Genomic DNA, 26,119 nt, shown 5'->3' with positions numbered 1-26,119 from the left:
TTTAATGCCCGGTAAGTGTAAAAACACGGAAAATGCATTCCATTTATGGCCATTCCGCTGTTAACGCCACGGATACCGGCAGTTCGGTTTACGAATCTGCACATAGTTCCTGGTAAGAGCGGTGGCACGCACATGAAAGAGTGAAGCCCTTCCGCAAGAGAATTGCGTGGAACCTCGCCGGTTAATGCAAAATTACCGAGATTTACCCGCTACGAACCGGACGGTTCGGATCAAATCATAAAAGTGAAACCTGTTTCACTACTATTCTCGATTGGCGCACTTCACGTCTACTGCGGACACAGTTAAGGCCGCAGCGAAAACGCTGCGGCCTCAACCTTTTTCAGTTCTCAGTGCGTCAGCGCAAGACATCCGTGCCGACGAAGGGCACCAACGCCGCAGGCACTCGAACGGTGCCGTCAGCCTGCTGGTGATTTTCGAGGATCGACACGATCCAACGCGTCGTAGCCAAAGTGCCGTTGAGAGTTGCGGCCGTCTGAGGCTTGCCGTTCTCGTCGCGGTACCGAACTCCGAGCCGCCGGGCCTGGAAAGTGGTGCAGTTGGACGTCGAAGTCAGCTCACGGTAAGCCTGCTGCGTCGGAACCCACGCTTCGCAGTCGAACTTACGGGCAGCCGAGGAACCGAGATCTCCGCCGGCGACGTCGATGACGCGGTACGGAATTTCCATGGCGTCCAACATGTCCCGCTCCCAACCGAGGAGACGCTGATGCTCGGCGTCGGCATCCTCCGGTCGGCAGTAGGTGAACATTTCGACCTTGTCGAACTGGTGGACGCGAATGATGCCACGCGTGTCCTTGCCGTAGCTTCCGGCTTCGCGGCGGAAGCACGAGGACCAACCGGCGTAACGCTTCGGGCCTTCGTTCAGTTCGAGAATCTCACCCGAGTGGTAGCCGGCCATCGGCACCTCAGAGGTGCCGACGAGGTAGAGGTCGTCTTCCTCCAGGTGGTAAATCTCGTCCGCGTGAGCGCCGAGGAAGCCGGTACCGGCCATGATCTCGGGGCGCACGAGCACCGGCGGAATCATCATCGTGAAACCGTTGGCGACGGCCTTCTGCGCAGCGAGCTGCAGCAATCCGAGTTGGAGGAGAGCTCCGTAGCCGGTCATGAAGTAGAAACGCGAACCGGAAACCTTCGCGCCTCGCTCCATGTCGATGAGCTTCAGCGATTCACCGAGTTCGAGATGATCTTTCGGTTCGAAGTCGAACGTCGGGATCTCACCGACATGTTCGAGAACTATGTAATCGTCTTCTCCACCGGCCGGGGCACCGTCCTGGACGATGTTCGAGATCGCGCGATGCGCGGCGTCGAGTGCAGCCTGCGCGGCATGTTGCGAGGCTTCGGCTTCCTTGACCTTGGCGGCGAGCTCTTTGGAACCCTCGAGCAGCGCCGGACGCTCCTCCGGAGTTGCCTGCCCGACCTTCTTGCCGAAGGCCTTCTGCTCGGCGCGGAGATTGTCTCCGGTCAACACAGCGGCGCGTCGGGACGCGTCGGCTTCCAGGAGGGCATCGACCAGTCCGGGATCTTCTCCACGGGTGCGCTGCGACTCGCGGACGATTTCGGGATTCTCGCGGAGGAACTTGAGGTCAATCACGACTCGGAACTTTACCCACTCTCCCCAGGTCGCCGACGGTCACGTCCACGCCGGCGCCGGGGAAAGTCAGGATTCCAGCAGGCTCAGATAGTCCTCACGGCCGAACATGCGCGCTGCATCGATCGCCGTCGGATGTCCACCGCGTGGGTCCGCTCCCCCGCTCACCAGCGCTTTCACCACGGCGTCCTCGCCTTTGAAGACGGCCCCGGCGAGTGGTGTCTGGTTCTTGTCGTTGGCGCGATTCACGTCGGCGCCGCGCTCGATGAGAGCGACGACGGCGTCGGCGTGTCCGTGATATGCGGCCAACATCACCAGCGTGTCGCCACTCTCGTTGGTCAAATCGACCGGAATTCCGGCATCGACGTACGACGCCAAGGTGGCTGCGTCGCCGGTGCGGGCCATGTCGAAAACTCGTCCGGCGAGTTCGATTGCGTCGGGATCCAGCGGGGTGTTGTCGTCCATGACTACGAAAGTACAGATCACCGACACGAGCGTTTTGCGATGAAGGTTCGGAATCGCCGTGGAAGCAGGCATGATGGAATCGATGTCTGAAGACAAGATCGAGATGCCGTCCGATCCCGCAGGCCCTTCGGGCTTGCCGGAGAAGAAAACTGTCTCCGCCAACCGAACCAGGCGCGTTCTGGCTGCGGTCGCTGTGGGTGCGGTTGTTGCTGCCATTGCGACAATCGCCATTTCCGGCGGGATGAGCCAGAACGACAAGCCTGCCGTCACCATCGGCGGGGGTGGCACTCCGGCGACGGGTTCGGCCAACGAAAACGCCTTCACCTCGGCGGGAGCAGGCGATTGCCTGAATTGGACTCCCGCGACGGAGTCAGGCGGCGACCGCACCGACATGGCCAAGGTCGCCTGCGACAGTGTGCACCGTTTCGAAGTTGCCGGCCCCCTCGATCTGTCGGTCTTCCCGGGTGCCGAGTTCGGTCCCGGATCGCGTTACCCCGGAGCATTGCGGTTCGCGGAACTACGAGACGAGCACTGCACACCGATCGTCAACTCGTACCTCGGCTCGCGGTTCGACCCCAAGGGCAAGTTCAGCGTCGGCCTGATGTTCCCGAGCGAATCCGCATGGTCATCGGGTGACCGTTCACTACGTTGTGGTCTGCAGTTCTCGACGACGACGGGTGAGCTGCTGCCGTTCGCGGGCCGTGTTGCCGACCAGGACCAGTCGAATGTCTGGGACGTCGGCACCTGCATCGGAATCAATCAGAATCTGCCGACTGATCCCGTCGACTGCGCGAGCCCGCACGCCTACGAGGTCATCTCGGTCATCGACCTCGGCACGCAGTTTCCCGGCGCCATGCCGTCAGTCGAGGATCAAGACCGGTACCTCGAAGGTGTCTGCACTCAGGCCGCCAACGAGTACTTGGGCTCGGCCGAAGCGTTGCGCAACAAGACACTGACCTTGTTCTGGGACAACATCGCGTTGGAAAGCTGGCTTGCCGGCAGCCGACGCGTCAACTGCTCCATCGGCAAGGAAGTCGAAACCGGTGGGTTCGCTGCCATCACCGGTAGCGCCAAGGGCGAGATTCTCATCAACGGCGTGGCTCCGGTCCCGCCTCCCGCAGCACCGGAAGGTCGGTCCTTGCCGACGCCGTTGCCCGGCGCAGCTCCTCCGTCGTAAACCATGACGGTAACCATGACAGCCGACCGGTTCGAGGACTTGGTCGGCGAAGCTCTCGATCTCATTCCGCCGGAATTGACGAAGGCCATCGACAACGTCGTTGTGCTGGTCGAACCGCGTGACGAAGAGGAACCGGGACTCCTCGGGCTGTACCAGGGCATTGCTCTCACCGAGCGCGATTCTCAGTACGGCGGCTACCTGCCCGACACGGTCACCATCTATCGCGACGCGATTCTCGACATGTGTGAGTCCGAAGAAGAAGTCGTGCACGAGGTGGCGGTGACGGTCATTCACGAGATCGCCCACTATTTCGGAATCGAAGAGGACCGTCTGCACGAACTCGGCTGGGGCTAGAAAAACTCGTCCGTTTTCCGGGGAACCAATGCGCGCCCGTACGCATCTAATCTGATGCGGGGTCTTGTCTCGCACATTATTGGCCCCGTCAACTAGGAGTTCGGCACTATGCACGTCGATCCTCATGCCCTCTTGGCAGCTGCCGCAGAACTCGAAGCGGCATCCGAACGCTTGCGCGGAGTCGTTTCTTCGACGCGTCCTGCCCGTCAAGTTCTGCCTGCCGGCTCTGAAGAGGTGTCCACCAACGCCGCCGACTACTTCAATTCGACGTCCGACAGCCTCACGTCGTCCGCGAACCGTGCTGTCATCGAACTCGAGAATGCGGCCGCAACTCTTCGTAGACATGCCGCCGCCTACCAGCTCGAGGACCAGCGGGCACAAGCGGATCTGGCTTCGGCACCAGTCTGAGCGCACAGCACTTCGGCACTAATTTTGCACTTGCAGTCAACTTCCTGGGGGGAAGAAAAATGGTCGGCATCACCGGTGTCATCTGGTATCCACGCGGCGCAGCGCCCAATTCGGCTGCCCTGATCGCCGGTGCTGGTCCGGTACCACTGACAGTTGCCGGCGACGCCTGGTCTGCGGTGGCAGCTGGACTCGGAGACACGGCGTCGACGGTCACGCGGGTGATGGCGAATCTACGAACCGGCTGGTCCGGTGATGCCGCTGACGCCGCGTTGACCAAGTTCGGGCCTTTCCAGGAGTGGGCCGCACAATCTGCAGCGCTCGCCCTGACAACTGGCGGTAAAGCGCAGGTTCAGGCGACGGCGTACACCGTCGCGGCCGTCATGATGCCGCCATTGCCGGAAATTGTTGCAGTAGACACGGCCAAAATAGCCGCGTATTCCCTGGGTGGCGCGTTGACCGGTGCAGCTGCGGCTGCGGAGACTGCCGCGGAACTACTCAAGATACAAGCTGCGACGGCGATGGAAATCTACGATTCCGCGTCAGCGCATCTTGCGGTTCGGCAAGAATTCAACCCGCCGCCGTCCATCGCCACCTCCGATATCGCCGCGCAAGACACCCGGCAGGTTGCCATGGTGGGTCCGCCACCGATCAGTGCCTTCATCGAGCCGGTTCGCACCGCTGCGGCGGCAATCGCGTCAGTTGTGTCCAACCCGGTATTCGGCGCTGCCGTTTCTCAGGTCGGTACTGCTCTCGGTGGCACTGCTCTCGGTGGCGCAGCAGCTGCCACCAACGCTGCCGCAGCCGCTGGGACTGCCGCCGTTACCGCCGCCGGCGCCGTATCAGCCGGCGCAGGGCTCGGAGGCGGGCTGGGCACCGCCGCGGCCGCTCCGCTGAGTTCACCACTGACTGCCCTCACCGGACTAGCCGGCGGCACCACCGGCCGGCATGCAGCCGCTACTACCGCCGCCGCCGCAACCAGCCCCTTCGGTACAAGCTCCGCTGCCAACAGCGGAGTCGGCGCCGGCAGCTCCCTACGAGTCGACAGCAGCGCGAGCCAGATCACGCCGCGTGCCGCGTCAGCAGCTCCTTCAGGCGCAGTCATGAACGCGGGCTCTGCCGAGGCTCTCCGTACCGATACCGTCCGCGCTGATCCCGCACGTGCCCTGCCGGGATCCGGGTCCGCCCCGATGGGCGGCGGCCGTCATGCTGCAAAAACAGACGACGATGCCGAAGATCACGACACCCCTGATTACCTCAAACACTTCGAACATTTTGCCGACGGCCGGACGGTCATTCCGTCGGTGATCGGCGCTGTCGATGACGACGTTCAGCCATGATCGACCTCGGGATATCAACCAGCACTGACGCTTTACCGCCTATCAGTGTGACGGGAGCCGAGATCGAATACACCCGCGAACGACTCGGACTCGATGTGCTTCCGATCGCGCTCGGCGGGACCGCCCGCGCGCGCTCCACGGCCGAGCGTGATGCATCAATGCGCAGGGCTGCTATGTCATTGAGCGAACGCGGTCTGCTTCCCGACGGAGAGATCCATCATGACCTCGGCTCCAGGCTGCAGGTCTTGACGCGACCGTCGTGGGAACTCGCAGTACGCAGTCAGGGCCCCGGAGCAATCACCCGAGCATGCATCGCAGCAGATGAATCATTGTGCGTAGAAGTAACTTACAACGCAGTAGAAGGAATGTTTACGCTCGGCAGCATCGACTCCGGCCCCGTCGATTCGATCGCGCGGACGGTGGGCCCGTCGAATGCCATGCCAATCGCCGTCATCAACGCACCGACACAGGCCCTGGCCGGCGCATTCGATGCCGCTCCCGACACAGAATCAGTCGTTTCAGCACTTCTTCAGGGCGGTGTTCCGGCGACCGAGGCCGGTCAGCTCGGCCGCGCCATCACCACCTGCACGGCATTTTACGAGATTGCCGGCATTCCACATGTACTCGATTCCGCGCACAGCCCGGTAGGAATTGTGACGGTCTACGACACCGCCTTTGGCCGCCTGGTCTCGTCATTGAGCACTTCGGCCGACGGCACGGACTGGAGTTCGATCAGTTCCGGAACGCCAACTCGACTTCGCCAGGCAGTAAACATGCTGGTAGCCAATCTGGAAAGCTGCTTAGCGACCTCCCCCAGGTAACCTCGGGCGGTCCCCTCAACGCCCGGAGTTCTACCGCAGCATGCTTTCACCCAACCTCACCAGCAGTACCGTCGAGCCCCCGCACAACGCACGAACAACCCAATACCGTCAGGACCTGAACGGCCTGCGGGGCCTCGCCATCGCTTTGGTGGTCATCTTCCACGTGTGGTTCGGCAAGGTGTCCGGCGGAGTCGACGTCTTCTTGGTGCTGTCCGGCTACTTCTTTGTCAGTTCGCTGGTACGCCGGGCAGAGCGCAGTTCCCAACCGCCCAATCCCCTGCCAGCACTGCGCCGAGTCTTCGTGAGACTGTTCCCGCCGATCGCGGCCGTTGCGCTACTGACGGCAATTGCCGGCCTGTTGCTTTTGCCGCGCACTCGATGGGCAGATCTCGCTGACCAACTGACAGCGGTACTGGGCTTCTTCCAGAACTGGCAGCTTGCACTCACCGCAAGTGACTATCTTGCCGCCGACGGTTCGGTATCGCCTCTCCAGCATTTGTGGTCGATGGCCGTTCAAGGTCAGTTCTATCTGCTTGCCATCGCCGTAGTTCTCACTACCGCTTCAGTTGTTTCGCGCACCAGGCCGGAACTTCTACGCGCCACTCTCACGCTTGTCTTCGCCACATTTGCAGTCGGTTCGTTTTTCTACGCCATGGCGATGTCGTCACACGATCAAGCCTGGAACTACTACGATTCCGCGGCCCGCCTGTGGGAACCATCGGTGGGCGCTCTCGCCGCATTGATGCTTACGCGCTGGAACGTCACAAGGGTCGGGGCGTGGCCTCCGGTTCTGCGAACAATTCTCGGCGCTGCCGGCCTCTTCTCCATCCTTCTGAGCGGATTCTTCCTCGATGGCGCACAACAATTCCCCGGCCCGTGGGCGCTCGTTCCCACGTTTGCGGCCATCGCACTGATCGTCAGCGGGGCTGGCGAGGGTGACAAGCCTTGGACCGCAGAGGCTCTCGCACACCCCGTCTTGGCCTGGCTGGGCTCGTTCGCCTTTGCGCTGTATCTGGTCCATTGGCCGATCCTGATCTTCACCCTGGCCGTTACCGGGCGCCCCGAGGCAGGCTTCTTCCGCGGGGCATTGATCATCGCGGCATCGATTGCCGCAGCTTATGCACTGCGCCAGGCGGTCGAGGTGCCTATTGAACGCAATTATCGGGCGCGTCGACCAATTCTCCTCACTTCGGTGATCAGCGGACTCGTCATCGTCGTCGGAATGTTCGTGTGGCAGGGGTACGTGGGCAGTCACAGCACCGGACAACGAGCAGCCGATACCCTCGACATCCCCACTCACCCGGGCGCATTGGCTCTGACCGACGGCGCCGCGTTTCCGCAGGCGCCCATGGTTCCGTCCATTTTTGATGCACCCCTGGATCTTCCGGCTACCACACTCGACGGATGCATCGCAGATTTTCAGCAGAACAACATCGTTCATTGCACGTACGGCGACAACACTGCAGCCCGCACTATCGCCTTGGCGGGCGGATCCCATTCCGAGCATTGGATCACCGCACTCGACGAACTGGGACAGAGCCACGGATTTCGTGTCGACACCTACTTGAAGATGGGGTGTCCCTTAACCTCCGGCGATGGACCGAGCGACTATCCGGATTGTGTCGACTGGTCGAACAGCGTCATCGACGAACTGGCAGCAGCAACACCGGACTTCGTATTCACCACAGCCACCAGGCCCAGTCCGGACGGCCCGGGCGATGTGACGCCCGAAAACTACGTCAACGTGTGGCGGAAACTGGAGCAGAACGGAACCCAGGTTCTTGCGATTCGTGACACGCCCTGGCTGCACCACGACGGAGTTCCGTACCGGGCGGTGGACTGCCTAGCCACAGCTACGTCGTCGGATCATTGCGCACTTGTGCGGCCGGACATGCTCAGCGCCGTCAATCCCGCGTCGGCGGCAATTTCAGACCTCTCGAACGTGCGCCTACTCGACGTCAGTGATGGTGTCTGCGGCCCGGAACTATGCCGCGTGCTCGAGGGAAATGTGTTGGTGTACCACGATTCCCATCACCTCACGGCGAGTTACGTCCGAACCTTGGTGCCGGAACTGGAACGGCAGTTGGGGTCGGCTACCGACTGGTGGTGAACCGGTTCAGCCCATCACGTCGTCGGCGCCCGGTATCAGCCGGTGCTCGAAGGGCGGGTTCACCGTTCCCCACCGCAAGCAATCCCAGCCGCCGTCGGCGCGCGGAATCAGTTCGACGCTTTCAGTGTTCGCCAGGTGATTGTTGGCCGCAAACAGTCCGGGGATGCCCGAAAGCTGTGCAGCAACCAGCCGGATGGCGGCGCCGTGGCTGACTACGACGATGTCGCCGTTGCCGGATGGATCTTCCAGGAACTCCTCGCGCAGCGAGTTGATCACGGGGACATACCGTTCCAGCACGTCGTAGGCGGTCTCGCCGCCGGGGATACGTTCCCCGAGGTTGCCGGTATGCCAATGATGAAAGGTCTCGACAAACAGACGGTGCGCCTCTTCGTCGGTGCGATCTTCGAGGTCCCCGGCTTGCACTTCATGCAGACCGTCACGCACGTCCAGCGAAACACCGGCTGCTTGTTCCACGAATCCTGCTGTCTGCCTTGCCCGCAACGCCAACGATGACACCAAAGCCAGCGGCGGCGTAGCAGCCAGGCCGACGCCCAGGGCCTCGGCCTGAGCCAACCCCTCCGGAGTCAGTTTGGCACCGGGCAATGCAGTATCGAGACGCTTGGCGACGTTGGCTTCCGTCTGGCCGTGCCGAACGAGGATGAGCCTGCCGGTCATCGCTCCCCCTCTCCGCGCTTGAGGTCTTCGATCCACGAAATAGCTTCTTCGTCCGAGGGAGGTTGCGGGCCTGTCGAATCCGCGGTTGCCCAGGACCCGAGGAAACGGACGCCGGATTTTCGGTGCAAGGCGCGCATCGCCTCGGCGACCAGCGAGTCCTCGACGTGCCCGACGCAGTCGACGAAGAATCGGTAGGTCCCCAGCTCTGTACGCATCGGCCGGGATTCAATTCGTGTCAGATCGATTCCGCGGGCGGCAAATTCGGAAAGTGCCGTAACCAGCGATCCGGGAGCGTTGTCGAGATGCAAGACCAGCGCTGTGCGGTCCGCCCCGGTCCGGGCGGGCACGGGGGCAGCCTTGGTGACCAGAACGAAGCGCGTCACGGCGCCGCCCACGTCGGCGACGTTGTCGGCCAGACTTGCCAGATCAAGCATCCGGCCGGCCAGCGCGGTGGAGACCCCGGCGTCGACGGTTCCGGCCTGTACATCCAGGGCTGCACCGGCATTGGAAGACGCGAGCACTACCTCCGCGTTCGGGAGATTAGCTGCGATCCAACCACGGACCTGGGCGCTCGCATGAGGGTAGGCGCCGATGGTGCGCACCTGATCTGCGGTAACACCGGGCCGAGTCAGGATCGAGAAGCTCACCTCGATCTCGGTCTCCGCGACAATCTGCAGGGGCGAACCCAGCGCGAGGGAATCGAGCGTCGGCGCGACTCCGCCTTCCACCGAATTCTCGAACGGAACGACGGCGCCGTCGACAACACCGTCGCGAACCAGATCAAGCGTTGCCGGTGGACTGCCGGCGGGTACTCGTTCGACGGGTCCGTCGAACGTGCCCTCGGCCTCGAACTGGGCGAGCGCTATCTCCGTGAAGGTTCCCGACGGACCGAAATACGCGATTTTTGGCACGTCTCAAAGATTACGCACCCGGGTGCCTCTGCTCAGCTCAAACCCGCCGCCCGAAGTTCATTTTCGACGGACTCCGGATCGACAACTTCGATCGTGAGCAGAACCTCACGCAGTGCCGTTGCTGCTTCCGGGATCAATCCGGCCAATTTTTCCGGCTTCGGATCGAGGATCGCGGCGCGGGCGTCGTCGCCGCGCAGGGCTGCCATGGTTCCGCACAGCAGAGCGATGACCTCGGCCGTATCCGCTGCTCGGGATACAAATCCCACTGATTCGTGGGCCACTACCGCAAGGAAATCGGCGATCTCGGCCGGCGAGCGTCCCGACGCGAGACCCGGAATCCGTCCGCCGACGCACAGGACCGCCGCTGATTCGGCTGGGGACAATATCTCGTCTCCGCCGTCGACATATACCGCGAGCGGCGCGGGCAGGTTCAGGGCGATGGCGTCGTCGATCTGATCGGCGGTGCATTCCAGATCGAACCGAACAGCTTCAGGCTCGGCCGGCAGTTGCGCGGGATCGATGTCGAGAAGCACGACGACGCGTCCGACGGATTCGGCCTCGAGAAGCGTCGACGCCGGTACGACGCGTGACGCGCCGAGCAGGAGTCCGTCGAGGAGTCCGCGGGATTGTTTCGGGGGCAACCCGAGAGTGAGAGGTATGGCCACCCCCCAACCGTAGTTCAGGCGAATTTTGCCGAAGTCTTGCGATTCACCTCACCGCAGCTTAGGTTAGGTTTACCTCATCAACTGATGGGTTCCGGAGATTCACCCGCCGAGGGGGCAGCATGGATACACGAACCAAAACCGGTCCGTCCACCGCCGAACGTGTGCGTAGTGCCTGCGTACGAGCACAGGACGCGGTTCTTGCGATCGAAGGCAGCGAGCCGACAGTCACGTCGGTGCACCACCTCCGGTCCAACGGCGACATCGTTGTTGCAGTGCCCGCGACGTCCACCGCCACCGCTCTGGCGTGGAGCGCCGGCAACGGCGGCCTTCCCGCGGTACTCGAACTCACCGACCACGCACCATTAGCTCTGCGGGAACCCGTCCGCTCACTCGTCTGGTTGCGCGGCACGTTGCACGCCGTGCCCGACTACGAATCGCGAGTTCTCGCCGACGACGTCGCCTCCGAGCATCCGCACCCCGCGCTCCTCGACCTCGGCCACACGTCGGTTCTCCTTCGCCTCACCCTCGAGTCGGCAGTCGTCGCGGATTCCGCGGGCGCCGAGCCTGTCGCCGTGGACGATCTTCTCGGCGCCCAGCCGGATCCGTTCTGCGAGATGGAAACAGCCTGGCTGCAGCACCTTGATGACGATCACAGTGACCTTGTAGACCTGCTCACACGAAAACTGCCCGCGTACCTGCGCACCGGACGGGTCCGTCCGCTGAGCGTCGATCGCTACGGACTGCGACTGCGCGTCGAAGACCACACGGGTGATCGTGATTTCGCGATGCCTTTCGCCCAACCCGTCGACGATGAAATCTCGTTGAGTCGCGCGATCCGCATCCTCGTCGGCTGCCCGTTTCTGAACGGTCTGCGCAACGGCTAGCGTTGCGCGGGTGAATGCCCGCGAAACTGTCCGCTCGTGGTTGGCTCCGCCCGCTCCCGCCGGGCCGACGCTCGATGCGTCGGCGCGCCGCGGTGTCTGGATCGAAATCACGATCGTCCTGCTGGTCACGTTCGGTCTCAGCGGCCTGTCCGGCATCTTGTCGCTACTCGAATCCTTGGCGACGCCGGTGGCAATGTCCGATCAGACGGTGGCTCTCAATCCGTCGCGGGCGGCCATCGACTGGATCGACCTGGCACGCCAATTACTGAGCGTTGCACGACTTTTCGCCTGGGCGGCCCTTGGCCTCTACTTACTGTGGCGCGCGGGAATCGGCCCCACCGCAGCGGGCCTCACGCCCAAACCGAAACTACGACGCGACATCGCTCCCGGCTTCGGGCTGGCCGCGCTGATCGGGCTCCCCGGCCTCGTCTTCTACCTCGTCGCACAAGCGCTGAACATCAATCTCACCGTTCAAGCGAGTGCACTCGACGACCACTGGTGGCGCGTCCCGATCCTGATTCTGTCGGCGATCGCGAATTCCAGCGCCGAGGAAGTTCTTGTGGTCGCGTATCTGATCAGCCGGTTGCGCGTTCTCGGCTGGAGCGAGAATTCCTCACTCCTCGCGTCGTCACTTCTGCGGGGCAGCTATCACCTCTACCAAGGTTTCGGTGGGGGTGTCGGCAACGTGATCATGGGCCTCGTTTTCGGCCGATACTGGCAGCGAACTGGCCGGTTGTGGCCGTTGATCATCGCGCACGCTCTCATCGACATGGTCGCGTTCATCGGTTACGCCCTACTGCGCGATCACGTGGGCTGGCTGCCGTGACCGGTACCGTGAACAGGTGACCGGCGACTCCGAACATCCTCAGCGCCCGCCGCGGCCCGTCCCCCCGAACCAGGGCAGACCGCGTCAGGGCCCGCCTCCTCATGGGCAGATGCCGCCCCGCGGTCAGGTGCCGCCGCGTCGGCCTGAGCCAACGCAGGTCATCCGGCGTGACGGCCGCCCACAGCAAAACCGTCCGCCTCAAAACACGCCACCTCAGAACCAAGCGTGGTCACAAGCTCCGGCGCAGCCGAACCGCAACGAGTGGGCTCCCACGCAGCAGCCGCAGCAGTTTCGAGGGACACCTCCCCCGCAACAACGTCGGCAGGCGCCCCCGCCGCCGCCGCGGAGAACCCCACCCAACCAGCCTCCACCTCGTCCGCAACAAGCCCGGCCGCAGCCACCCAAACCGCGTCGACGACGCAATTGGGGTCGACGCATCGGCATCACCGCGTTGGTGTTGCTGCTCGCGTTTGTCGGAGCGATCTTCTACGTCGACAATTCCCTGAATCGGATCGACGCCCTGCCCGACTACGCGGGCCGAGTGGCGGATACTCCGGGAACCAACTGGTTGATCGTCGGTTCCGACAGTCGCGACGGCCTCACTCCGGAGCAGGAGCAAGAGCTCGCGACCGGCGGCGATACCGGACCCAAGCGCACGGACACGATCATGCTGGTTCACGTCCCCAAGAGCGGAAAGACCACGATGGTCAGTATTCCGCGCGATTCCTACGTGCCGATTCCGGGTGAGGGTTCCAACAAGATCAATGCTGCATTTGCCTGGGGCGGTGCACCTTTGCTGGTGCAAACCGTCGAGCAGGCGACGGGTTTGCGGATCGACCATTACGCCGAGATCGGATTCAGCGGCTTCGCAGGCATTGTCGACGCTGTCGGTGGAGTCAACGTCTGTCTGCAATCTCCGATCGACGATCCGTTGGCCGGCATCAATTTGCCGGCCGGCTGTCAGGACCTGGCGGGCAAGGATGCGCTCGGATTCGTGCGTACCCGCGCGACTGCCATGGCCGATCTGGACCGGATGAACAATCAGCGCCAGTTCATGTCGGCGTTGTTGTCGAAGGCCACCAGTCCGACGACCTTCCTCAATCCGTTCCGGCTCTGGTCCCTCGTGACCGATGCGGCAAAATCGTTGCAGGTCGACAAGAGCGATCACATCTGGAATCTGGCTTCCCTGGCGTGGGCATTGCGCGGCGGAATGACAACAACGACGGTTCCCGTCGGAGGCTTCGATTACGTCGACGGTGCGGGCGATGTTCTGTTGTGGGACAAGGCTCGTGCGTCCGCGTTCTTCGATGCCCTTGCCAACGACCAGCAGATCCCGGCCGATCTGATCACAGTCGGCTGAGCCACGTAACTCCCTCGATCGGGGCTCCAACCAGTAGCCTGATGGGATGACACAGGCGAAGAACTCGAGCGAATTCACCATCCTTCTGCGTGAGCAGATCCGCAATGAGTTCACTGCGTCGCAGCAGTACATCGCGGTTGCGGTGTACTTCGACTCGCATGATCTTCCGCAGATGGCGACGCGTTTCTACAGTCAGGCCGACGAAGAACGCGGCCACGCCATGATGATGATCCAGTATTTGCTCGACAATGACCTCGACGTCGATGTCCCCGGCATCGACGGGGTTGTCACCAAGTTCGAAAACGTCCGTGAGCCCGTCGAATTGGCGTTGAAGCAGGAGAAGACGGTGACGTCGCAGGTGACTCGTCTCGCTCGCACTGCCCGAGACACCGGAGACTACTTGGGCGAGCAGTTCATGCAGTGGTTCCTCAAGGAACAGGTCGAGGAAGTTGCCAGCATGACAACCCTGTTGTCCATCGTGGATCGGGCCGGCGAGAATCTGTTCCATCTCGAAAACTTTGTTGCACGTGAGATGAACAATCCCGCTGTCGCGGATGCCACGGCCCCGAAAATCGCGGGCGCCGGAGCCTGAATAATTAGGGGCGCTTTAGTTTGGAAACGCTTACCACAATAAGGCTGGACTTGGATGACATAGCCTCTGACCTGCACTATTTTGGTATTCATGACTTCTGGCGATTCTCACATGACCAAATTCCATGCCCTCCTGCGAGACCAGATTCGTAACGAGTTCAACGCCTCGCACCAGTACATCGCGACGGCAGTTTATTTCGACAATGCCGACCTTCCCCAGCTTGCCAAGCACTTCTACAAGCAGGCTGTGGAAGAGCGCAATCACGCAATGATGATCGTGCAGTACTTCCTCGATCGCGACATCAATGTCGAACTCACCGGCGTCGACGCTGCCAAGTCCGACTTCAAGGATGTGCGCGAGCCGATTGCGCTTGCTGTCGTCCAAGAGAAGACGGTCACCGAGCAGATCGTTCAGCTTGCCAGCACCGCCCGTGAAGAGGGCGACTACCTGGGCGAGCAGTTCATGCAGTGGTTCCTCAAGGAGCAGGTCGAGGAAGTTGCCAGCATGTCGACGCTTCTCACCATCGCGGATCGTGCGGGTGCCAACCTGTTCGATCTCGAAGATTTTGTTTCCCGCGAGATGAGCACGGTCAGTGACAGCACGGGCGCACCCGCTGTCGCCGGCGGATCCGTCTAGCCCAGCGGTTCGCTTCCCGCCAGCAGGATCGAGCTGATCAGTTCGGGGGCGTCTGTCATCGGAACATGCCCCAGCCCGGGCAAGATCATGAGTTTCGCTTGCGGGAAGGGCTTTTTCACGCGCTTCGCCTGGTAGACGGGCAAGATCAGATCGCGTCGACCCCACGCAACCGTCACTGGCACAGTGGGATCCACGATCGGGGGCAGCGTGAAATTCAGGTCGACACCGAGGTCCACCAGTTCGTTGGACACAAGCGAGCGGCAGTCGGCCAACGCCGCCGCATAGTCGACGTGACTCGGGTGGGCAAAGAATGCACCGAGAGCGGGATAACGAATCATCTTGTACCGCATTGCCTGTGGCATTCCGTCGCCCATGAGGCGGGCGGTTGCCCGGAGGCCGCGAAACATGTTGATGGCACGCACCTGATCCAGGTGATTGACAAAAAATCCGGCCGGCGAGAGCGCCGTTGCGGAAGCTACGTCACCACGTGCCGCGAGGGAGAGTGCGATCCATCCGCCGAGAGAGTTTCCGGCGACATGGGCGCGCTCTCCTTGCGGCGTGACCTCGGAAATAAACTCGCTGACGTCGTCGATCAACTGTCCCATGACGTCCGAACCAAGTTCGGGAAGCGGAGATTCACCGTGCCCGGGAAGGTCGACGGTGACGACGCGCCGATACGGCGTCAGCAGATCCAAAAGCGAATCCCACGCCTGGCGCCGATGGACTATGCCATGGACAAGAACAAGCGTGGGACCGCTACCGGAGATGTCGTGCGACAAGGTCATTCGAAAACTTTATACGTGACCTTGCGTAACGTCTAGAGGTGGAGAATCAGCGCAACGTGACCTGACGGCCACGCAGTCCGTCACGCGAACGTAGTTCGGCGGCCGTCAACGGCGCGTCGACAGCCAGTGCCTGAGCCAAGCGGTCGCCGAATTCGACGGTTGCCGCTACCCACTCGTTGGCGTGCTTCTCACGGTCCAGGTCGAAGACCGGAACCAACAGGCCGTGGGTGCGGAAGGAGCCTGCGAAACGCGACCCTTCACCCAGGTTCAGTCCGCCGGCAGCGTGTATGCGGGCCAGTGCCAGCATCAGGTCGTCTTCACTCTCGGGACGCACCCAGCGCAGGTGAGCCTTTTCTCCGGCGTCAACCCACCAGGCAGCAACAAGGCCGTCGCCTTCGAGGCGTGCCGACGGCATGATCGCAGCGTTTGCCTGCTCGACAGTCGCCTTGACCTGGGCGTCGGTTTCGGTTCCTTCGGGGATCCACCAGTTGAAGTCCTGGTAGACGGTGATGTCCAGCAGCGCCGCGGGATCAACGACGGCGGTGACGGCCGGGGTGTCCGTGCCGGGATCGGCAGCGGGAAGGGCGTCACCGGGAGCGGCATCCTTGACCCAGGTTGCCGCAGCGGCGAGGTCTGCACCCAGATCATCGGAGTAGGCCTGCACCTGCACGCCGACAAAGCCGGTCGCGGTGTCGCCTTCGTCGCGAACGAGAGCGGCAACTGCGCCCGGAAGGACTGTTGCGATGGTGATGGGACGGTCGGTTCCGATGACGGGCAGCGGAGCCGTAGCCGAAGGCACGAACTCACGCATTGCGACCAGGTCGCACTCGGCTGCGAGGCCTGCGAACGGGCGGCTCACCGTGCTGGTTGCTGCCTCACGCTCTGCCTGGCGGGCGGCGAGCTTCTCGGCGCGCCCACTGTCTACCTTCGGTCCACTGTTTCTTTTGCTCTTCTTAGCCACGAGGGCAAAATCTACACGCTACCTAGCCATTCTTTTGTCCGACCGGGGTGATTGGTGGCCACCCAGCTGACTCCGAGTTCGCGGCACAGGTCCACATCAGCTTTGCCGTCGACGGTCCAGCAGTACGTGGCGCGTCCGGCGGCCGCAGCGCGGTCCACCAGATCGGGATGCTCGCGCAAGGATTTGATGGACGGTCCGATCGCGGTAGCGCCGACGGCCGTCGACGCTCCGCCGCCCAGATACCGCGACGCGTCGCCGAGGAGAACCGTCGGCAGCAGCGGTGCGGCCCGGCGCACTCGCCACACCGCGCTGGCCGAAAACGACATCACGACGGCCCGGGAGTGATCGGCCGACGGCGGCGACGCAATTCCGAAACGGTGCAGCTCAGCGAGAAGTTTTGCTTCGACCAGTCCGCCGAATCGCACGGGGTGCTTGGTCTCGATGAACAGCTTGACCGGACGCGAGAAGTCCAGGGCCAAAGTGATGAGGTCTGCCAGCGTCAGAAGTTCAGCTGGTTCGCCGGTGGAACCGAAGTCCAGCTCGTTCAGGGAATCGAGAGTCATTTCGCTGACGATTCCGGTACCACTGGACGTGCGGTCCACCTTGCGGTCGTGAACGCAGACGAGGTGACCGTCGCGGGTGAGCCGGACGTCGCATTCGAGCCCGTCAGCACCTTCTTCGAGGGCGAGTTCGTACGCGGCGAGTGTGTGTTCCGGCCGCGCCGCCGACGCCCCGCGGTGGGCAACAACGAGTGGACCTCGACGATCAGGGCTCACAGCGCAGCAGTCTCTTTCTCTTTCGACTGTTCCAACACCGAACGCGGCACCGGCACCCACCGAGTCGCAGATTCCGGTTCACCGCGCCAATCCTTGTGCTCGATACGCCTGACCACCAGAAGTGTCAGAGCGGCAGTGAGCGCAGCGATCAACGCAATGAAGGCTGACAGGAGTACACCGTCGGCCATTGCCTGCAGTCCCGGCCGCGAGCGCCAGTACGCATTAACGACCAGCAGGAGGCCACTGAACGCCCAGAACGCCCACCAGATCTTGACCAGCCGGACCCCGCGAGGATCACGGCGAACGAGTTCCAGCAGATACATCGCCGGCATCACGAGGTTGAGTACGGGCAGTGCGCAGCCGAGGATGATCTCGCCGCGCGAGCGTGGGTCGGTCCGCTTTTCGCGGGCGTACTGCTCTCGGCGTTGACGCAGCAACCAGCACACTGCCGCGACGGCACCAAGAACAGCGCACAGCAGTCCGCCGAGCTGTGTGAAGTACACAGCCGCATCGGACGCCGTTAACAGCATTTGGGGGATCAGACGGGTCTGGTTGCGCACCAGGATCGCGTATCGGCCGATCTCCGCAAATACGGCCAGACCGTACAGAACTGTGGCAAGCGCGAGCAGTGAGCCGACGCGATCAGCCATTCGTTCGGCCCGCGACTCCGCGACCGGCGTGGTGTCGACGATATCTGTGAGACCCCATTGCGGGACGGCGTCGTAGTGGGGCGTCGACAAGTTCTGACGCGGCGGTCGTGGATCACCGACACCGCGCGGTGCGTTGGGCGTGCGCGCAATCCATCGGAAGCCTCGACGGTTGGGCGGCAGATAGGCGTCGGAGCGAACCGGGACGAGCAGGACGCCGCTGCAGCGCGGGCACCATTGCGCGGGCGGTCCGATGACGGGCCATCGTGCGGCGCACCGTGCGCAGACCTGGATCTGGTTCACGAGTTCGATTCTGTCACGCCGTATCGGTAACGGCAGCAAATGGTTTCGTGATGTTCTGTGACCGAATTTCCGTTATCGACGCCCAGATTGTTCCAATAATGTGACCTGCGCCACCGTAAAACTCGAGTTATCCACACTATCCACAGGTTCATCCACAGCTTGGGATGAATCTCGAGACCTTTATCCACAGGTCAGAGCTAGGCGAACGGGAGGTTACTGACAGGTGTTAGCGAACCATGCACAGGCTCGAGGATGAATTTGACAAACGTTCAAATTCCGTGTGGATTTGCGCCCGATGAGACCCGCACAGATCACGTCTGAAGCCACTTCACGGTTCGTTCTACCGTCGGCGCTCATGCTGATCGTTGTTGCGCTCGGAGTGCGGGCGTGGGTCGCGTCGCAGAACTACTTCTACTGGGACGATCTCATTCTGATCGGCCGGGGAGCACGATTTCCACTCTTCTCGAGTGAGCTACTGCTCTACGACCATGACGGACATTTCATGCCCGCCGCGTTTTTTGTCACCGGACTCGTCACGCGTATCGCCCCCTATCAATGGGCACTGCCCGCCGCGCTGCTGATTCTCGGACAGGCGCTGGCATCACTCGCGTTGTTGCGCACGCTCCGATTGGTACTCGGATGGCGCCTCGCACTGTTGATTCCACTCGTCTTGTACCTGTTCATTCCGCTCACCCTGCCGGCCTTCGCGTGGTGGTCCGCTGCGCTCAATGCGCTTCCGCTGCAGATCGCTCTCGCATGGGTGTGCGGTGACGCCATCCAACTCGTACGGACGGGCCGTCGACGCTATGCCGTCTCGGGTACGGCCGTTTTTGTCGTGTCGTTGCTGTTCTTCGAGAAATCGGTGCTCGTACCGTTTGTCGCTCTGGCATTCGTGATTCTGTACTTGCGCACCCAAGCCGAGGAAGCCCCGATTCGCAGCGCCGTGAACAAGGCCAAGGCCCTGTGGATACCGAGCGCCGTCGTTCTTGCCGTGTGGATTCCGGTGTACCTGATCACCGTCGAATCTCCGGTCACCGGTAACGGCCGCAGCATGTCCGCCGCGCTTCTCCACCATGGCACCTCACTCGGGACGCTCCCGACGTTGCTGGGCGGGCCGTGGCAGTGGGAGCGGTGGATTCCGGGGCCGGCGTGGGCTGATCCCCCTACTTTTCTGGTGATTCTGGCGTGGGCCGCAGTGCTCGCGGCCGTCGTTCTCACTGTGCGCTCCCGCCAGGGCGCTGGGTGGATCTGGGCCTGCGCCGCAGCATATTTCCTGGCTTCGGTTGTGGCGATGACAGCTACTCGCACCGCCGAAGGCACCACATACGAATTGGCGCAGACGTTGCGGTACTTCACGGATTCGGCGACGGTATTCGCGCTCGCAATTGCCCTGTACTTCGCGTCGCCGCAGCGTAAACCGCGGGTTGCGACGGTTCCGATTCGCTCTGTAGCCATTGCGTTTTCAGTTCTGTTTATTGCCAGTTCCCTGTTCTCGACCGCAACCTTCGTCAATATCTGGCGTGAAAGCCCGACGCGTGACTACCTCGACAATGCGCGGGTTTCGTTGGCTACGATCACCGATGCGCCGCTACTGGATCAACCGGTCTCGATCTGGGTTCTGCTTCCCATCGCGTATCCCAACAACATGGCAAGCAATCTCCTTGCGCCACTGCCTGATCGACCCGAATTTGCGTCCAGCACACCAACTCTCCGGGTGATCGACGACACCGGACGCGTCGTCGACGCCGAGGTGACCTTCACCCGAAGGATCCCGGAAGGCACGGATCCGCAGTGCGGAACGCGCGTCGAGCAGCCCACCGAATTGCCACTCGACGGACCGTTGACCGGCTGGGGATGGACTGTCCGGCTCAATTATCTTGCGAGCGCCGACGGAACGATCGACGTGTCTTTGACCACCGGCGATGCCGTCTCCGTTCCTGTGAAGCAGGGCTTGCATTCGACATTCGTGCAGGTTGTCGGCAGCGGAACGACGGTCAAGGTCGTCCCGAGGACGCCCGGGTTGTCACTCTGCTTTGCCGCTGGACAGGTCGGCGCCGTCGTTCCCGTGACAAAATAGGGCGCATGGACCTGCGCATATTCACCGAACCCCAACAAGGTGCAACCTACGAACAACTTCTTACAGTCGCCCAGAGCGCCGAACGACTCGGGTACGGAGCGTTCTTCCGTTCCGACCACTACCTGGCAATGAATTCCGACGGCCTCCCCGGGCCGACCGACGCGTGGATCACTCTCGCCGGCATCGCCCGCGAGACGTCGACGATCAGGCTCGGCACGTTGGTCACGTCGGCCACGTTCCGTCATGCCGGCCCGCTCGCCATCTCCGTTGCTCAGGTAGACGAGATGAGCGGTGGCCGCGTCGACCTCGGCATCGGCGCGGGCTGGTACGAGGAAGAGCATCAGGCGTACGGCATCCCGTTCCCTTCGCTGCGCGATCGTTTCGAACTCCTCGAGGAAACCCTCGACGTGGTGACCGGATTGTGGCGCACGCCCATCGGTGACACATTCGATTACGACGGTAAGCACGTACAGATCAAGAACTCTCCGGCACTACCGAAGCCCCGCCAGGCGGGTGGCCCGCCCATTCTGATCGGCGGCACCGGCAAGAAGAAGACGCCGGCTTTGGCGGCTCGATTCGCGAATGAGTTCAATATTCCGTTCATGTCTGTCGACGGGACAAAAGAGGTGTTTGCACGCGTCCGCCAGGCGTGTGTCGATATCGAACGCGATCCGAACGAACTGGTGTATTCCAACGCTCTTGTTCTGTGCTGTGGCCGCAACGAGGCAGAAATTGCCAAGCGCGCCGCTGCTATCGGACGGGACGTCGGCGAGTTGCGTGAAAACGGTTTGGCGGGAACGCCGTCCGAGTTGGTAGACAAGCTCGGCACTTTTGCCGAAGCCGGTTCAGAGCGCGTGTACCTGCAGACTCTGGATCTCGGCGATCTTGATCATCTCGAACTGGTAGCCGCCGAGGTCATGCCGCACGTCGCCTGACCGAGGCGATCGGGGCCGGTGTCTACAGTGCGTTCTCGTCGAGGAACGTACGAAGATCCCGGTCCCACTGCGCCACCCGGATGCGGTCCAGCCACACTCGTACAAGCATGAAACCGATGGTCAGCAGTGCCATCGCACTGAGCCAGGTGAATATCCCCGTCACAACAGCAGCGACGTCGGCCGCCGTCTGCGTCAGTGGAGCAATGGTTTTGTCGCCGTTGTCATCGACGTAGATGTCAACGAGTGAACCGGCTGGAGTGGACGAGTCGACGGTAACGTCGCCGCGGTGGACACTGCCGTTCCAGTTCCACTGCGCCGGCGCATTCTCTACAGCCGACGGTACGTAATCAGTAGTGACCACGTCTGATGCCGCCGAGTCGCCCGTCGTCGTGGCAGTAACGGCATGGATGTGGACTGCTTGCTCGGCGAGCAGCGCATTCTGGCTGGCCCCCGTTGCGCTACCCGCCCAGATAGCGAGTGGGAGCAGCAAGATTGCAAAGATGATCAGACCGAAGGACATGAATCCTTCGATGCGGTCACTTCGCCTGACCATCGGATCGTGACCCACATGAATGGTGCGTCGGAGCAGCGACGCCGTTGCTCGCGTACTACCGGACATGATTGCTCAGTTCTCTCGACGACACACTCTGGTATCGAGATTCCCTTTATTTCAACCTAGTTGCAAGTATTAACGATCTAAATCACATGTGTCCTCCGGCACCGGCTATTTCTGAGGTGGAAGAATATCGGTCTGCGCCGGCACCTGGTCCTGTCGCAGAAGTCCGACGGGGCAACTGACGCCGGTGGCATGTACGGGGCAATATCCGCCGGGGTTTTTTGCAAGATATTGCTGGTGATAGTCCTCGGCGTAGAAGAATTTACCGAGCGGGCCTATTTCGGTCGTAATCGCGCCATATCCGGCGTCCTTCAAGCGTTCACCGAAAGCGACGGCCGACGCGTGCGCAATCTTTTCCTGCTGCTCCGACGTCGTGAAGATCGCGGATCGGTATTGCGAGCCCTGGTCGTTGCCCTGACGCATTCCCTGCGTCGGATCGTGGTTCTCCCAGAAATGAGCCAGAATCTGCTCGTACGAGATGACTGCCGGATCAAAAACCACCAGCACTACTTCGGTGTGACCGGTTCGCCCGGAGCAGGTCTCCTCATACGTGGGGTTGGGGGTAAATCCACCCGCATAACCCGCGGCAGTGCTGTAGACGCCCGGAAGCTGCCAGAACTCCTTCTCGGCACCCCAGAAACAACCCATACCGACGACGACGGACTGCATTCCTTCCGGAAACGGCGGCACGAGCGGATGTCCGTTGACGTAGTGGGCGGCCGGCACCGGCATCGCCGTCTCACGCCCGGGTAGTGCGTCCTCCGGGCTGATCAGTGTGGATTTTGCGGACGCTCGCCCGAGGATGTCGTCGTACCAGCTCATTCTTGGATTCTACGCGTGATCGCTTCTCTCGCCACGCTGTCACAGCCCGGGCTCCCGGCAGTTCCACCCATCGGTATCCGAATTCGGCGACAACACCGGTGACAACGAGGAAGAGTCCGACGGCGAGCGTCGGACCCACCGTCGGGGCAGTGTTCTCGACGACGCGATACAAGATCAACGTGTGGACGAGGTAGATGAGGTAGCTGCGCGTCGACAGCCACTTCACGGCAGCCCATCGCGTCGGGGCACCGTCGTAGCGGCCGATCAGGACGACGGCGGCGGCCACCACGGTGATGGTCCACAGGTAATGCTCGCCGGCCCAGTAGACGCGGAACTCGGTGGCCACGAGAATCACCTGAATCTGCGCCAGAACCGCGACGATCAGCCACCGGCCCGGCGCCAACCGCGCCCACGCGAGGTACATGATCTGGCCGAGGAACACCGCCGGTAGTGTCGCGGCGATCTTCGACAGCATCGGAATCGTGTACGGCATCGGTGCGTAGATGTTGTACAGCAGAACCAGCGAGCACAGTGCGGCTCCGCCGAGCGGCATGATGATCGGCCTCACCCGCAGAATCGGCCGAGCCGCGACACAGGCGAGGTAGAAGAGAAATTGGACAGTCAATGTCCAGGTCACGCCTAGTACAGCCACTTCGGGTTTGAGAAAGAATCCGCCGAGAAAGAAGCTCATCAGCGCTTCGGTATTGGAAATTCCGTCTTGCCCGCTGAACATCCCGTTGATGCCGAGGCGGACCAGCAGAATGGCGATCGCGATGGCAACCCAGAAAGCGGGTAGAAGTCGGCTCAGTCTGTTGGTCAGAAACTTTCCGGGGCGATCACGGATCGCGGATCGTGTAACCAGAGCACCGGTCAACATCATGAACGTGGCAACGCCGACAAACGACAGGTGCTGATTGAGCTGGGCCGGTTCGATCAAAGCGCCGTAGACGACGTCGATCAGCCACCAGCCGGACCCGAGGTCGTCGATGACGTAGAACGAGATGTGGGAGTAGATAACGGCCGCCACAGCGAGTGCGCGCAGCAGGTCAGCGCCCGGAAGATTCACCCGAGGCGGGGACGCCTCCGATGACTCCGGGAGAAAAACTGGTGCAGGCATCGAGCAAGTTTAAGGTTCCGTTCACCGGTTGGACGAATTTCCGTGTGTCGGATTGCTTCAGATCACACAGTTTTCGTTTACCCGAACTTTATTTTAAGGTGAACACTACCTGCGCTGAACTGTTGCAGACCGTGTACGAATGTTATTGGGTGGATACCCGAAGAATGATCCATCCGCATTCGCGAAAGAAGCCGGGCTCACAAGCCCACAAAGAAGGGACCCTCGTGTCTGTTTACACGCTGCCGGAACTCCCCTACGACTATGCAGCCCTCGAGCCGCACATCTCGGGCAAGATCATGGAGCTGCACCACGACAAGCACCACGCGGCTTACGTCGCCGGCGCCAACGCTGCACTCGAGAAGCTGGCCGAGGCTCGTGAGAACGACACCATCGCCGCGCAGGCCAACCTGCTCGAGAAGAACCTGGCGTTCCACCTCGGTGGCCACACCAACCACACCGTTTTCTGGAACAACCTCAGCGCTGACGGTGGCGACAAGCCCGAAGGCGAACTCGCCGCAGCGATCGCGGACAACTTCGGTTCGTTCGATCTCTTCCGCGCTCACTTCTCCGCTAACGCCAACGCCATCCAGGGCTCCGGCTGGTCCATCCTCGCGTGGGATTCCATCGGCGCACGCCTCGTCATCGTCCAGCTCTACGATCAGCAGGGCAACATCTCCATGGGCCTCACGCCTCTGCTGATGCTGGACATGTGGGAGCACGCTTTCTACCTCGACTACCAGAACGTCAAGGGCGACTACGTCAAGGCATTCTGGAACATCGTGAACTGGAACGACGTCACGGCACGCTTCGAGCGCGCTCGTACCCAGACCGCAGGTCTGATCGTCTAATCACGATCTTCATGCACTAGTTCTTCATGCTCTACGCGGCGGCGCTCCTGTACCAGGGGCGCCGCTGTTTGTATCAATAGTGCGCCACCCAGGAGCGCAGTCATGGTGCCGAAGATCAAAGCGATTGTGCGGGAATCCGTTCCACCGGTTGTCGTCGCCGTCTGATTGACCGCCACCGGATCCGACAGGACCGACGTCAGTTTGACCTGCTGCGGAGTTGTCATTGCCGGCAGTCCGGCCTTTGCGGTGTCGAGTCCGGTCACCAACGAGGTGGCAACACTTTTCAGGGTCCCGAATCCCTGCGTGATCTGATCCGTCACGCCGGCGAGCATCTGCGGCGCCTGATCCGCGATCGGGATCAGTCCGTCGTTCAATTGCCCGGAGGCACTGCTCAATTGGTCGCTAGCACCCTGCAATTGGCCGACGGCATTGCGAACCAGATCACCCAGCGCGGTATCCGGCCCGACCGATCCGCCCAACATGCCGGGGACAGCACTCAATTGCGCGTTGAGAGCACCGAGATCCGAACTCACACCCGCGAGTTGCGTCGTAACGTCCGGCGGAACCGGAAGCCCGGTCAAGGCGTTCTGCAACGAGTCGATGCGGGCCTTCAAATCTGCGGTCGACGACGTCGCCTCTCCCAAGGTCATACCGAGCGAGTCTGCACGCGTTGCCAATTCCTCTGCGGCGCCCGACGCCTCATCCACCACACCGGAGACTTGACTGGCAACACTACTGAGCTCCAATGCTCCCGATCGCGCCGTTTCCAAGTACGGCAGCAGCGTGTCTGCGCTGGCCTTGACCTGGTCGATCGACTTCTCTGCCCCACTTGTTCCGGCCACCAACATCTGTGCGGTGGTGAGGTTTTGATCGAATGCGCGGCGGGCCGCCGACGTCTGTGCCATCAGCCCTTTGATGCCGTCCGCGCCGACCTGGGCGGACACCGCACGCGAAAGTTCAGCCGATTTCGCACTGTCCGATCCCTGAACTTCGAGATCGACGCTCGCCTGCCTCGGGTCGGTACCGAACATCGAGGCCACCGACTCACTGAAGTCTTCCGGCACGGTCAACGTCGCAAAGTAGTTGCCGCCGGGACTGTCCACGACTTGGAAGTCGAAATCTTCACTCTTACCCAATGTCTCGACCAGTGTGTCACCGGCGCGCAGTTCTTTGCCGTCGAGCATGGTTCCGGCGTCGGCATTCACAATCGCGACTGTCCGCGAGTTGTTCTCACCGCCGGTGAACCACACCCAGCCCGTTCCGACGACCGCACCCAACACCACAGCTGCCAGCCCGCCCACGGCCAGTCTCCGTCCCATCGACGACGGCTGGCTGTGGGCTGGTTCAGTACTGTGCTCGGCGCTCATGGCCGAGACGATAGATGCACAACTTGTAGAAATACTGA

At 62.0% G+C, this 26,119-nt stretch carries 27 protein-coding genes; 14 read left to right on the top strand and 13 right to left on the bottom strand.

Going from position 1 to position 26,119, the window contains the following annotated elements; all coding sequences use genetic code 11:
• Positions 1-355: 355 nt before the first annotated feature.
• Complete coding sequence (serS, locus tag BDB13_RS05260) at positions 356-1,609, bottom strand: serine--tRNA ligase (protein WP_094270713.1); 1,254 nt, start codon at positions 1,607-1,609, stop codon at positions 356-358.
• A 66-nt stretch (positions 1,610-1,675) separates the two neighbouring features.
• Positions 1,676-2,071, bottom strand: coding sequence for an ankyrin repeat domain-containing protein (locus BDB13_RS05255; protein ID WP_094274692.1), 396 nt, complete (start codon positions 2,069-2,071; stop codon positions 1,676-1,678).
• An 82-nt stretch (positions 2,072-2,153) separates the two neighbouring features.
• Between BDB13_RS05255 and BDB13_RS05250 the strand changes: the two genes are divergently transcribed.
• From BDB13_RS05250 to BDB13_RS05225, 6 genes are all read left to right on the top strand, one after another.
• Complete coding sequence (locus BDB13_RS05250; protein WP_254922721.1) at positions 2,154-3,248, top strand: septum formation family protein; 1,095 nt, start codon at positions 2,154-2,156, stop codon at positions 3,246-3,248.
• A gap of 3 nt (positions 3,249-3,251) precedes the next feature.
• Positions 3,252-3,602: a metallopeptidase family protein gene (locus BDB13_RS05245; RefSeq protein ID WP_094270711.1), complete on the top strand. Its 351-nt coding sequence runs from the start codon at positions 3,252-3,254 to the stop codon at positions 3,600-3,602.
• 108 nt (positions 3,603-3,710) lie between these two features.
• Positions 3,711-4,010 carry a PE domain-containing protein gene (locus tag BDB13_RS05240; protein ID WP_094270710.1) on the top strand — a complete coding sequence of 100 codons (300 nt, stop codon included), beginning with the start codon at positions 3,711-3,713 and terminating at the stop codon, positions 4,008-4,010.
• Positions 4,011-4,069: 59 nt separating this feature from the next.
• On the top strand, positions 4,070-5,347 hold the full coding sequence (locus BDB13_RS05235) for a PPE domain-containing protein (protein ID WP_094270709.1): 1,278 nt from the start codon (positions 4,070-4,072) through the stop codon (positions 5,345-5,347).
• A gap of 47 nt (positions 5,348-5,394) precedes the next feature.
• Positions 5,395-6,168, top strand: coding sequence for an ESX secretion-associated protein EspG (locus BDB13_RS05230; RefSeq protein ID WP_254922720.1), 774 nt, complete (start codon positions 5,395-5,397; stop codon positions 6,166-6,168).
• A 40-nt stretch (positions 6,169-6,208) separates the two neighbouring features.
• Entirely contained in the window at positions 6,209-8,278 is a 2,070-nt protein-coding gene (locus BDB13_RS05225) for an acyltransferase family protein (RefSeq protein WP_094270707.1), read from the top strand.
• A gap of 6 nt (positions 8,279-8,284) precedes the next feature.
• Here the strand turns inward: BDB13_RS05225 and BDB13_RS05220 are convergent, their stop codons facing one another.
• The 3 genes from BDB13_RS05220 to BDB13_RS05210 are packed head-to-tail and all read right to left on the bottom strand — an operon-like array spanning position 8,285 to position 10,529.
• On the bottom strand, positions 8,285-8,953 hold the full coding sequence (locus BDB13_RS05220) for a histidine phosphatase family protein (protein WP_094270706.1): 669 nt from the start codon (positions 8,951-8,953) through the stop codon (positions 8,285-8,287).
• Positions 8,950-9,864 carry a prephenate dehydratase gene (pheA, locus tag BDB13_RS05215; protein ID WP_094270705.1) on the bottom strand — a complete coding sequence of 305 codons (915 nt, stop codon included), beginning with the start codon at positions 9,862-9,864 and terminating at the stop codon, positions 8,950-8,952. The genes BDB13_RS05220 and pheA overlap by 4 nt, the downstream gene beginning before the upstream one ends.
• Positions 9,865-9,896: 32 nt before the next feature.
• The gene (locus tag BDB13_RS05210) at positions 9,897-10,529 is read right to left on the bottom strand and encodes a hypothetical protein (protein ID WP_094270704.1); all 633 of its coding nucleotides are present in this window, start codon (positions 10,527-10,529) and stop codon (positions 9,897-9,899) included.
• Positions 10,530-10,648: 119 nt separating this feature from the next.
• Here BDB13_RS05210 and BDB13_RS05205 point away from each other — a divergent pair, with 119 nt between their 5' ends.
• The 5 genes from BDB13_RS05205 (at position 10,649) to BDB13_RS05185 (ending at position 14,827) form a co-directional block, all read left to right on the top strand.
• On the top strand, positions 10,649-11,413 hold the full coding sequence (locus tag BDB13_RS05205; RefSeq protein ID WP_094270703.1) for a DUF2470 domain-containing protein: 765 nt from the start codon (positions 10,649-10,651) through the stop codon (positions 11,411-11,413).
• Positions 11,414-11,423: 10 nt separating this feature from the next.
• Positions 11,424-12,239 carry a CPBP family intramembrane glutamic endopeptidase gene (locus tag BDB13_RS05200; RefSeq protein WP_094270702.1) on the top strand — a complete coding sequence of 272 codons (816 nt, stop codon included), beginning with the start codon at positions 11,424-11,426 and terminating at the stop codon, positions 12,237-12,239.
• Positions 12,240-12,348: 109 nt separating this feature from the next.
• A complete protein-coding gene (locus tag BDB13_RS05195) occupies positions 12,349-13,599 on the top strand; it encodes an LCP family protein (RefSeq protein ID WP_094270701.1) in 1,251 nt (416 codons plus the stop codon).
• A gap of 46 nt (positions 13,600-13,645) precedes the next feature.
• Positions 13,646-14,191 (top strand): ferritin, encoded by a 546-nt coding sequence (locus BDB13_RS05190; protein WP_094270700.1) that lies wholly within the window; start codon positions 13,646-13,648, stop codon positions 14,189-14,191.
• A 90-nt stretch (positions 14,192-14,281) separates the two neighbouring features.
• Positions 14,282-14,827, top strand: a complete 546-nt coding sequence (locus BDB13_RS05185; protein ID WP_094270699.1) for a ferritin — start codon at positions 14,282-14,284, stop codon at positions 14,825-14,827.
• Here the strand turns inward: BDB13_RS05185 and BDB13_RS05180 are convergent.
• From BDB13_RS05180 to BDB13_RS05165, 4 genes are read right to left on the bottom strand one after another with little or no spacing between them, the layout of a single operon-like run.
• Positions 14,824-15,612: an alpha/beta fold hydrolase gene (locus BDB13_RS05180; RefSeq protein WP_094270698.1), complete on the bottom strand. Its 789-nt coding sequence runs from the start codon at positions 15,610-15,612 to the stop codon at positions 14,824-14,826. The genes BDB13_RS05185 and BDB13_RS05180 overlap by 4 nt on opposite strands.
• Positions 15,613-15,658: 46 nt before the next feature.
• Complete coding sequence (locus BDB13_RS05175; RefSeq protein WP_094270697.1) at positions 15,659-16,573, bottom strand: DUF5926 family protein; 915 nt, start codon at positions 16,571-16,573, stop codon at positions 15,659-15,661.
• An 11-nt stretch (positions 16,574-16,584) separates the two neighbouring features.
• The gene (locus tag BDB13_RS05170) at positions 16,585-17,349 is read right to left on the bottom strand and encodes a glycerophosphodiester phosphodiesterase (RefSeq protein WP_094270696.1); all 765 of its coding nucleotides are present in this window, start codon (positions 17,347-17,349) and stop codon (positions 16,585-16,587) included.
• The gene (locus tag BDB13_RS05165; protein ID WP_094270695.1) at positions 17,346-18,299 is read right to left on the bottom strand and encodes a DUF4328 domain-containing protein; all 954 of its coding nucleotides are present in this window, start codon (positions 18,297-18,299) and stop codon (positions 17,346-17,348) included. The genes BDB13_RS05170 and BDB13_RS05165 overlap by 4 nt, the downstream gene beginning before the upstream one ends.
• Before the next feature lie 355 nt (positions 18,300-18,654).
• Between BDB13_RS05165 and BDB13_RS05160 the strand changes: the two genes are divergently transcribed.
• On the top strand, positions 18,655-20,376 hold the full coding sequence (locus BDB13_RS05160; protein ID WP_441347226.1) for a hypothetical protein: 1,722 nt from the start codon (positions 18,655-18,657) through the stop codon (positions 20,374-20,376).
• Positions 20,377-20,381: 5 nt separating this feature from the next.
• The gene (locus tag BDB13_RS05155) at positions 20,382-21,311 is read left to right on the top strand and encodes an LLM class F420-dependent oxidoreductase (RefSeq protein WP_094270693.1); all 930 of its coding nucleotides are present in this window, start codon (positions 20,382-20,384) and stop codon (positions 21,309-21,311) included.
• A 22-nt stretch (positions 21,312-21,333) separates the two neighbouring features.
• Here the strand turns inward: BDB13_RS05155 and BDB13_RS05150 are convergent, their stop codons facing one another.
• From BDB13_RS05150 to BDB13_RS05140, 3 genes are all read right to left on the bottom strand, one after another.
• The gene (locus BDB13_RS05150) at positions 21,334-21,930 is read right to left on the bottom strand and encodes an Rv1733c family protein (RefSeq protein ID WP_254922719.1); all 597 of its coding nucleotides are present in this window, start codon (positions 21,928-21,930) and stop codon (positions 21,334-21,336) included.
• Between the two features lie 105 nt (positions 21,931-22,035).
• On the bottom strand, positions 22,036-22,749 hold the full coding sequence (gene msrA, locus BDB13_RS05145) for a peptide-methionine (S)-S-oxide reductase MsrA (protein ID WP_094270692.1): 714 nt from the start codon (positions 22,747-22,749) through the stop codon (positions 22,036-22,038).
• Entirely contained in the window at positions 22,667-23,866 is a 1,200-nt protein-coding gene (locus BDB13_RS05140) for an acyltransferase family protein (protein ID WP_176459530.1), read from the bottom strand. Before BDB13_RS05140 ends, msrA begins: the two co-directional genes overlap by 83 nt.
• A gap of 224 nt (positions 23,867-24,090) precedes the next feature.
• Here BDB13_RS05140 and BDB13_RS05135 point away from each other — a divergent pair, with 224 nt between their 5' ends.
• Positions 24,091-24,714 carry a superoxide dismutase gene (locus BDB13_RS05135; RefSeq protein ID WP_094274690.1) on the top strand — a complete coding sequence of 208 codons (624 nt, stop codon included), beginning with the start codon at positions 24,091-24,093 and terminating at the stop codon, positions 24,712-24,714.
• Here the strand turns inward: BDB13_RS05135 and BDB13_RS05130 are convergent.
• Positions 24,711-26,081, bottom strand: a complete 1,371-nt coding sequence (locus BDB13_RS05130; protein WP_094270690.1) for a YhgE/Pip domain-containing protein — start codon at positions 26,079-26,081, stop codon at positions 24,711-24,713. The two genes, BDB13_RS05135 and BDB13_RS05130, sit on opposite strands and share 4 nt — an antisense overlap.
• Positions 26,082-26,119: the final 38 nt, after the last annotated feature.

The organism is Rhodococcus sp. OK302 (assembly GCF_002245895.1).
GTDB lineage: Bacteria > Actinomycetota > Actinomycetes > Mycobacteriales > Mycobacteriaceae > Rhodococcus_F.
The sequence above is the reverse complement of the archived record's forward strand: the minus strand, read 5'-3'. Positions and strand labels throughout refer to the sequence as shown.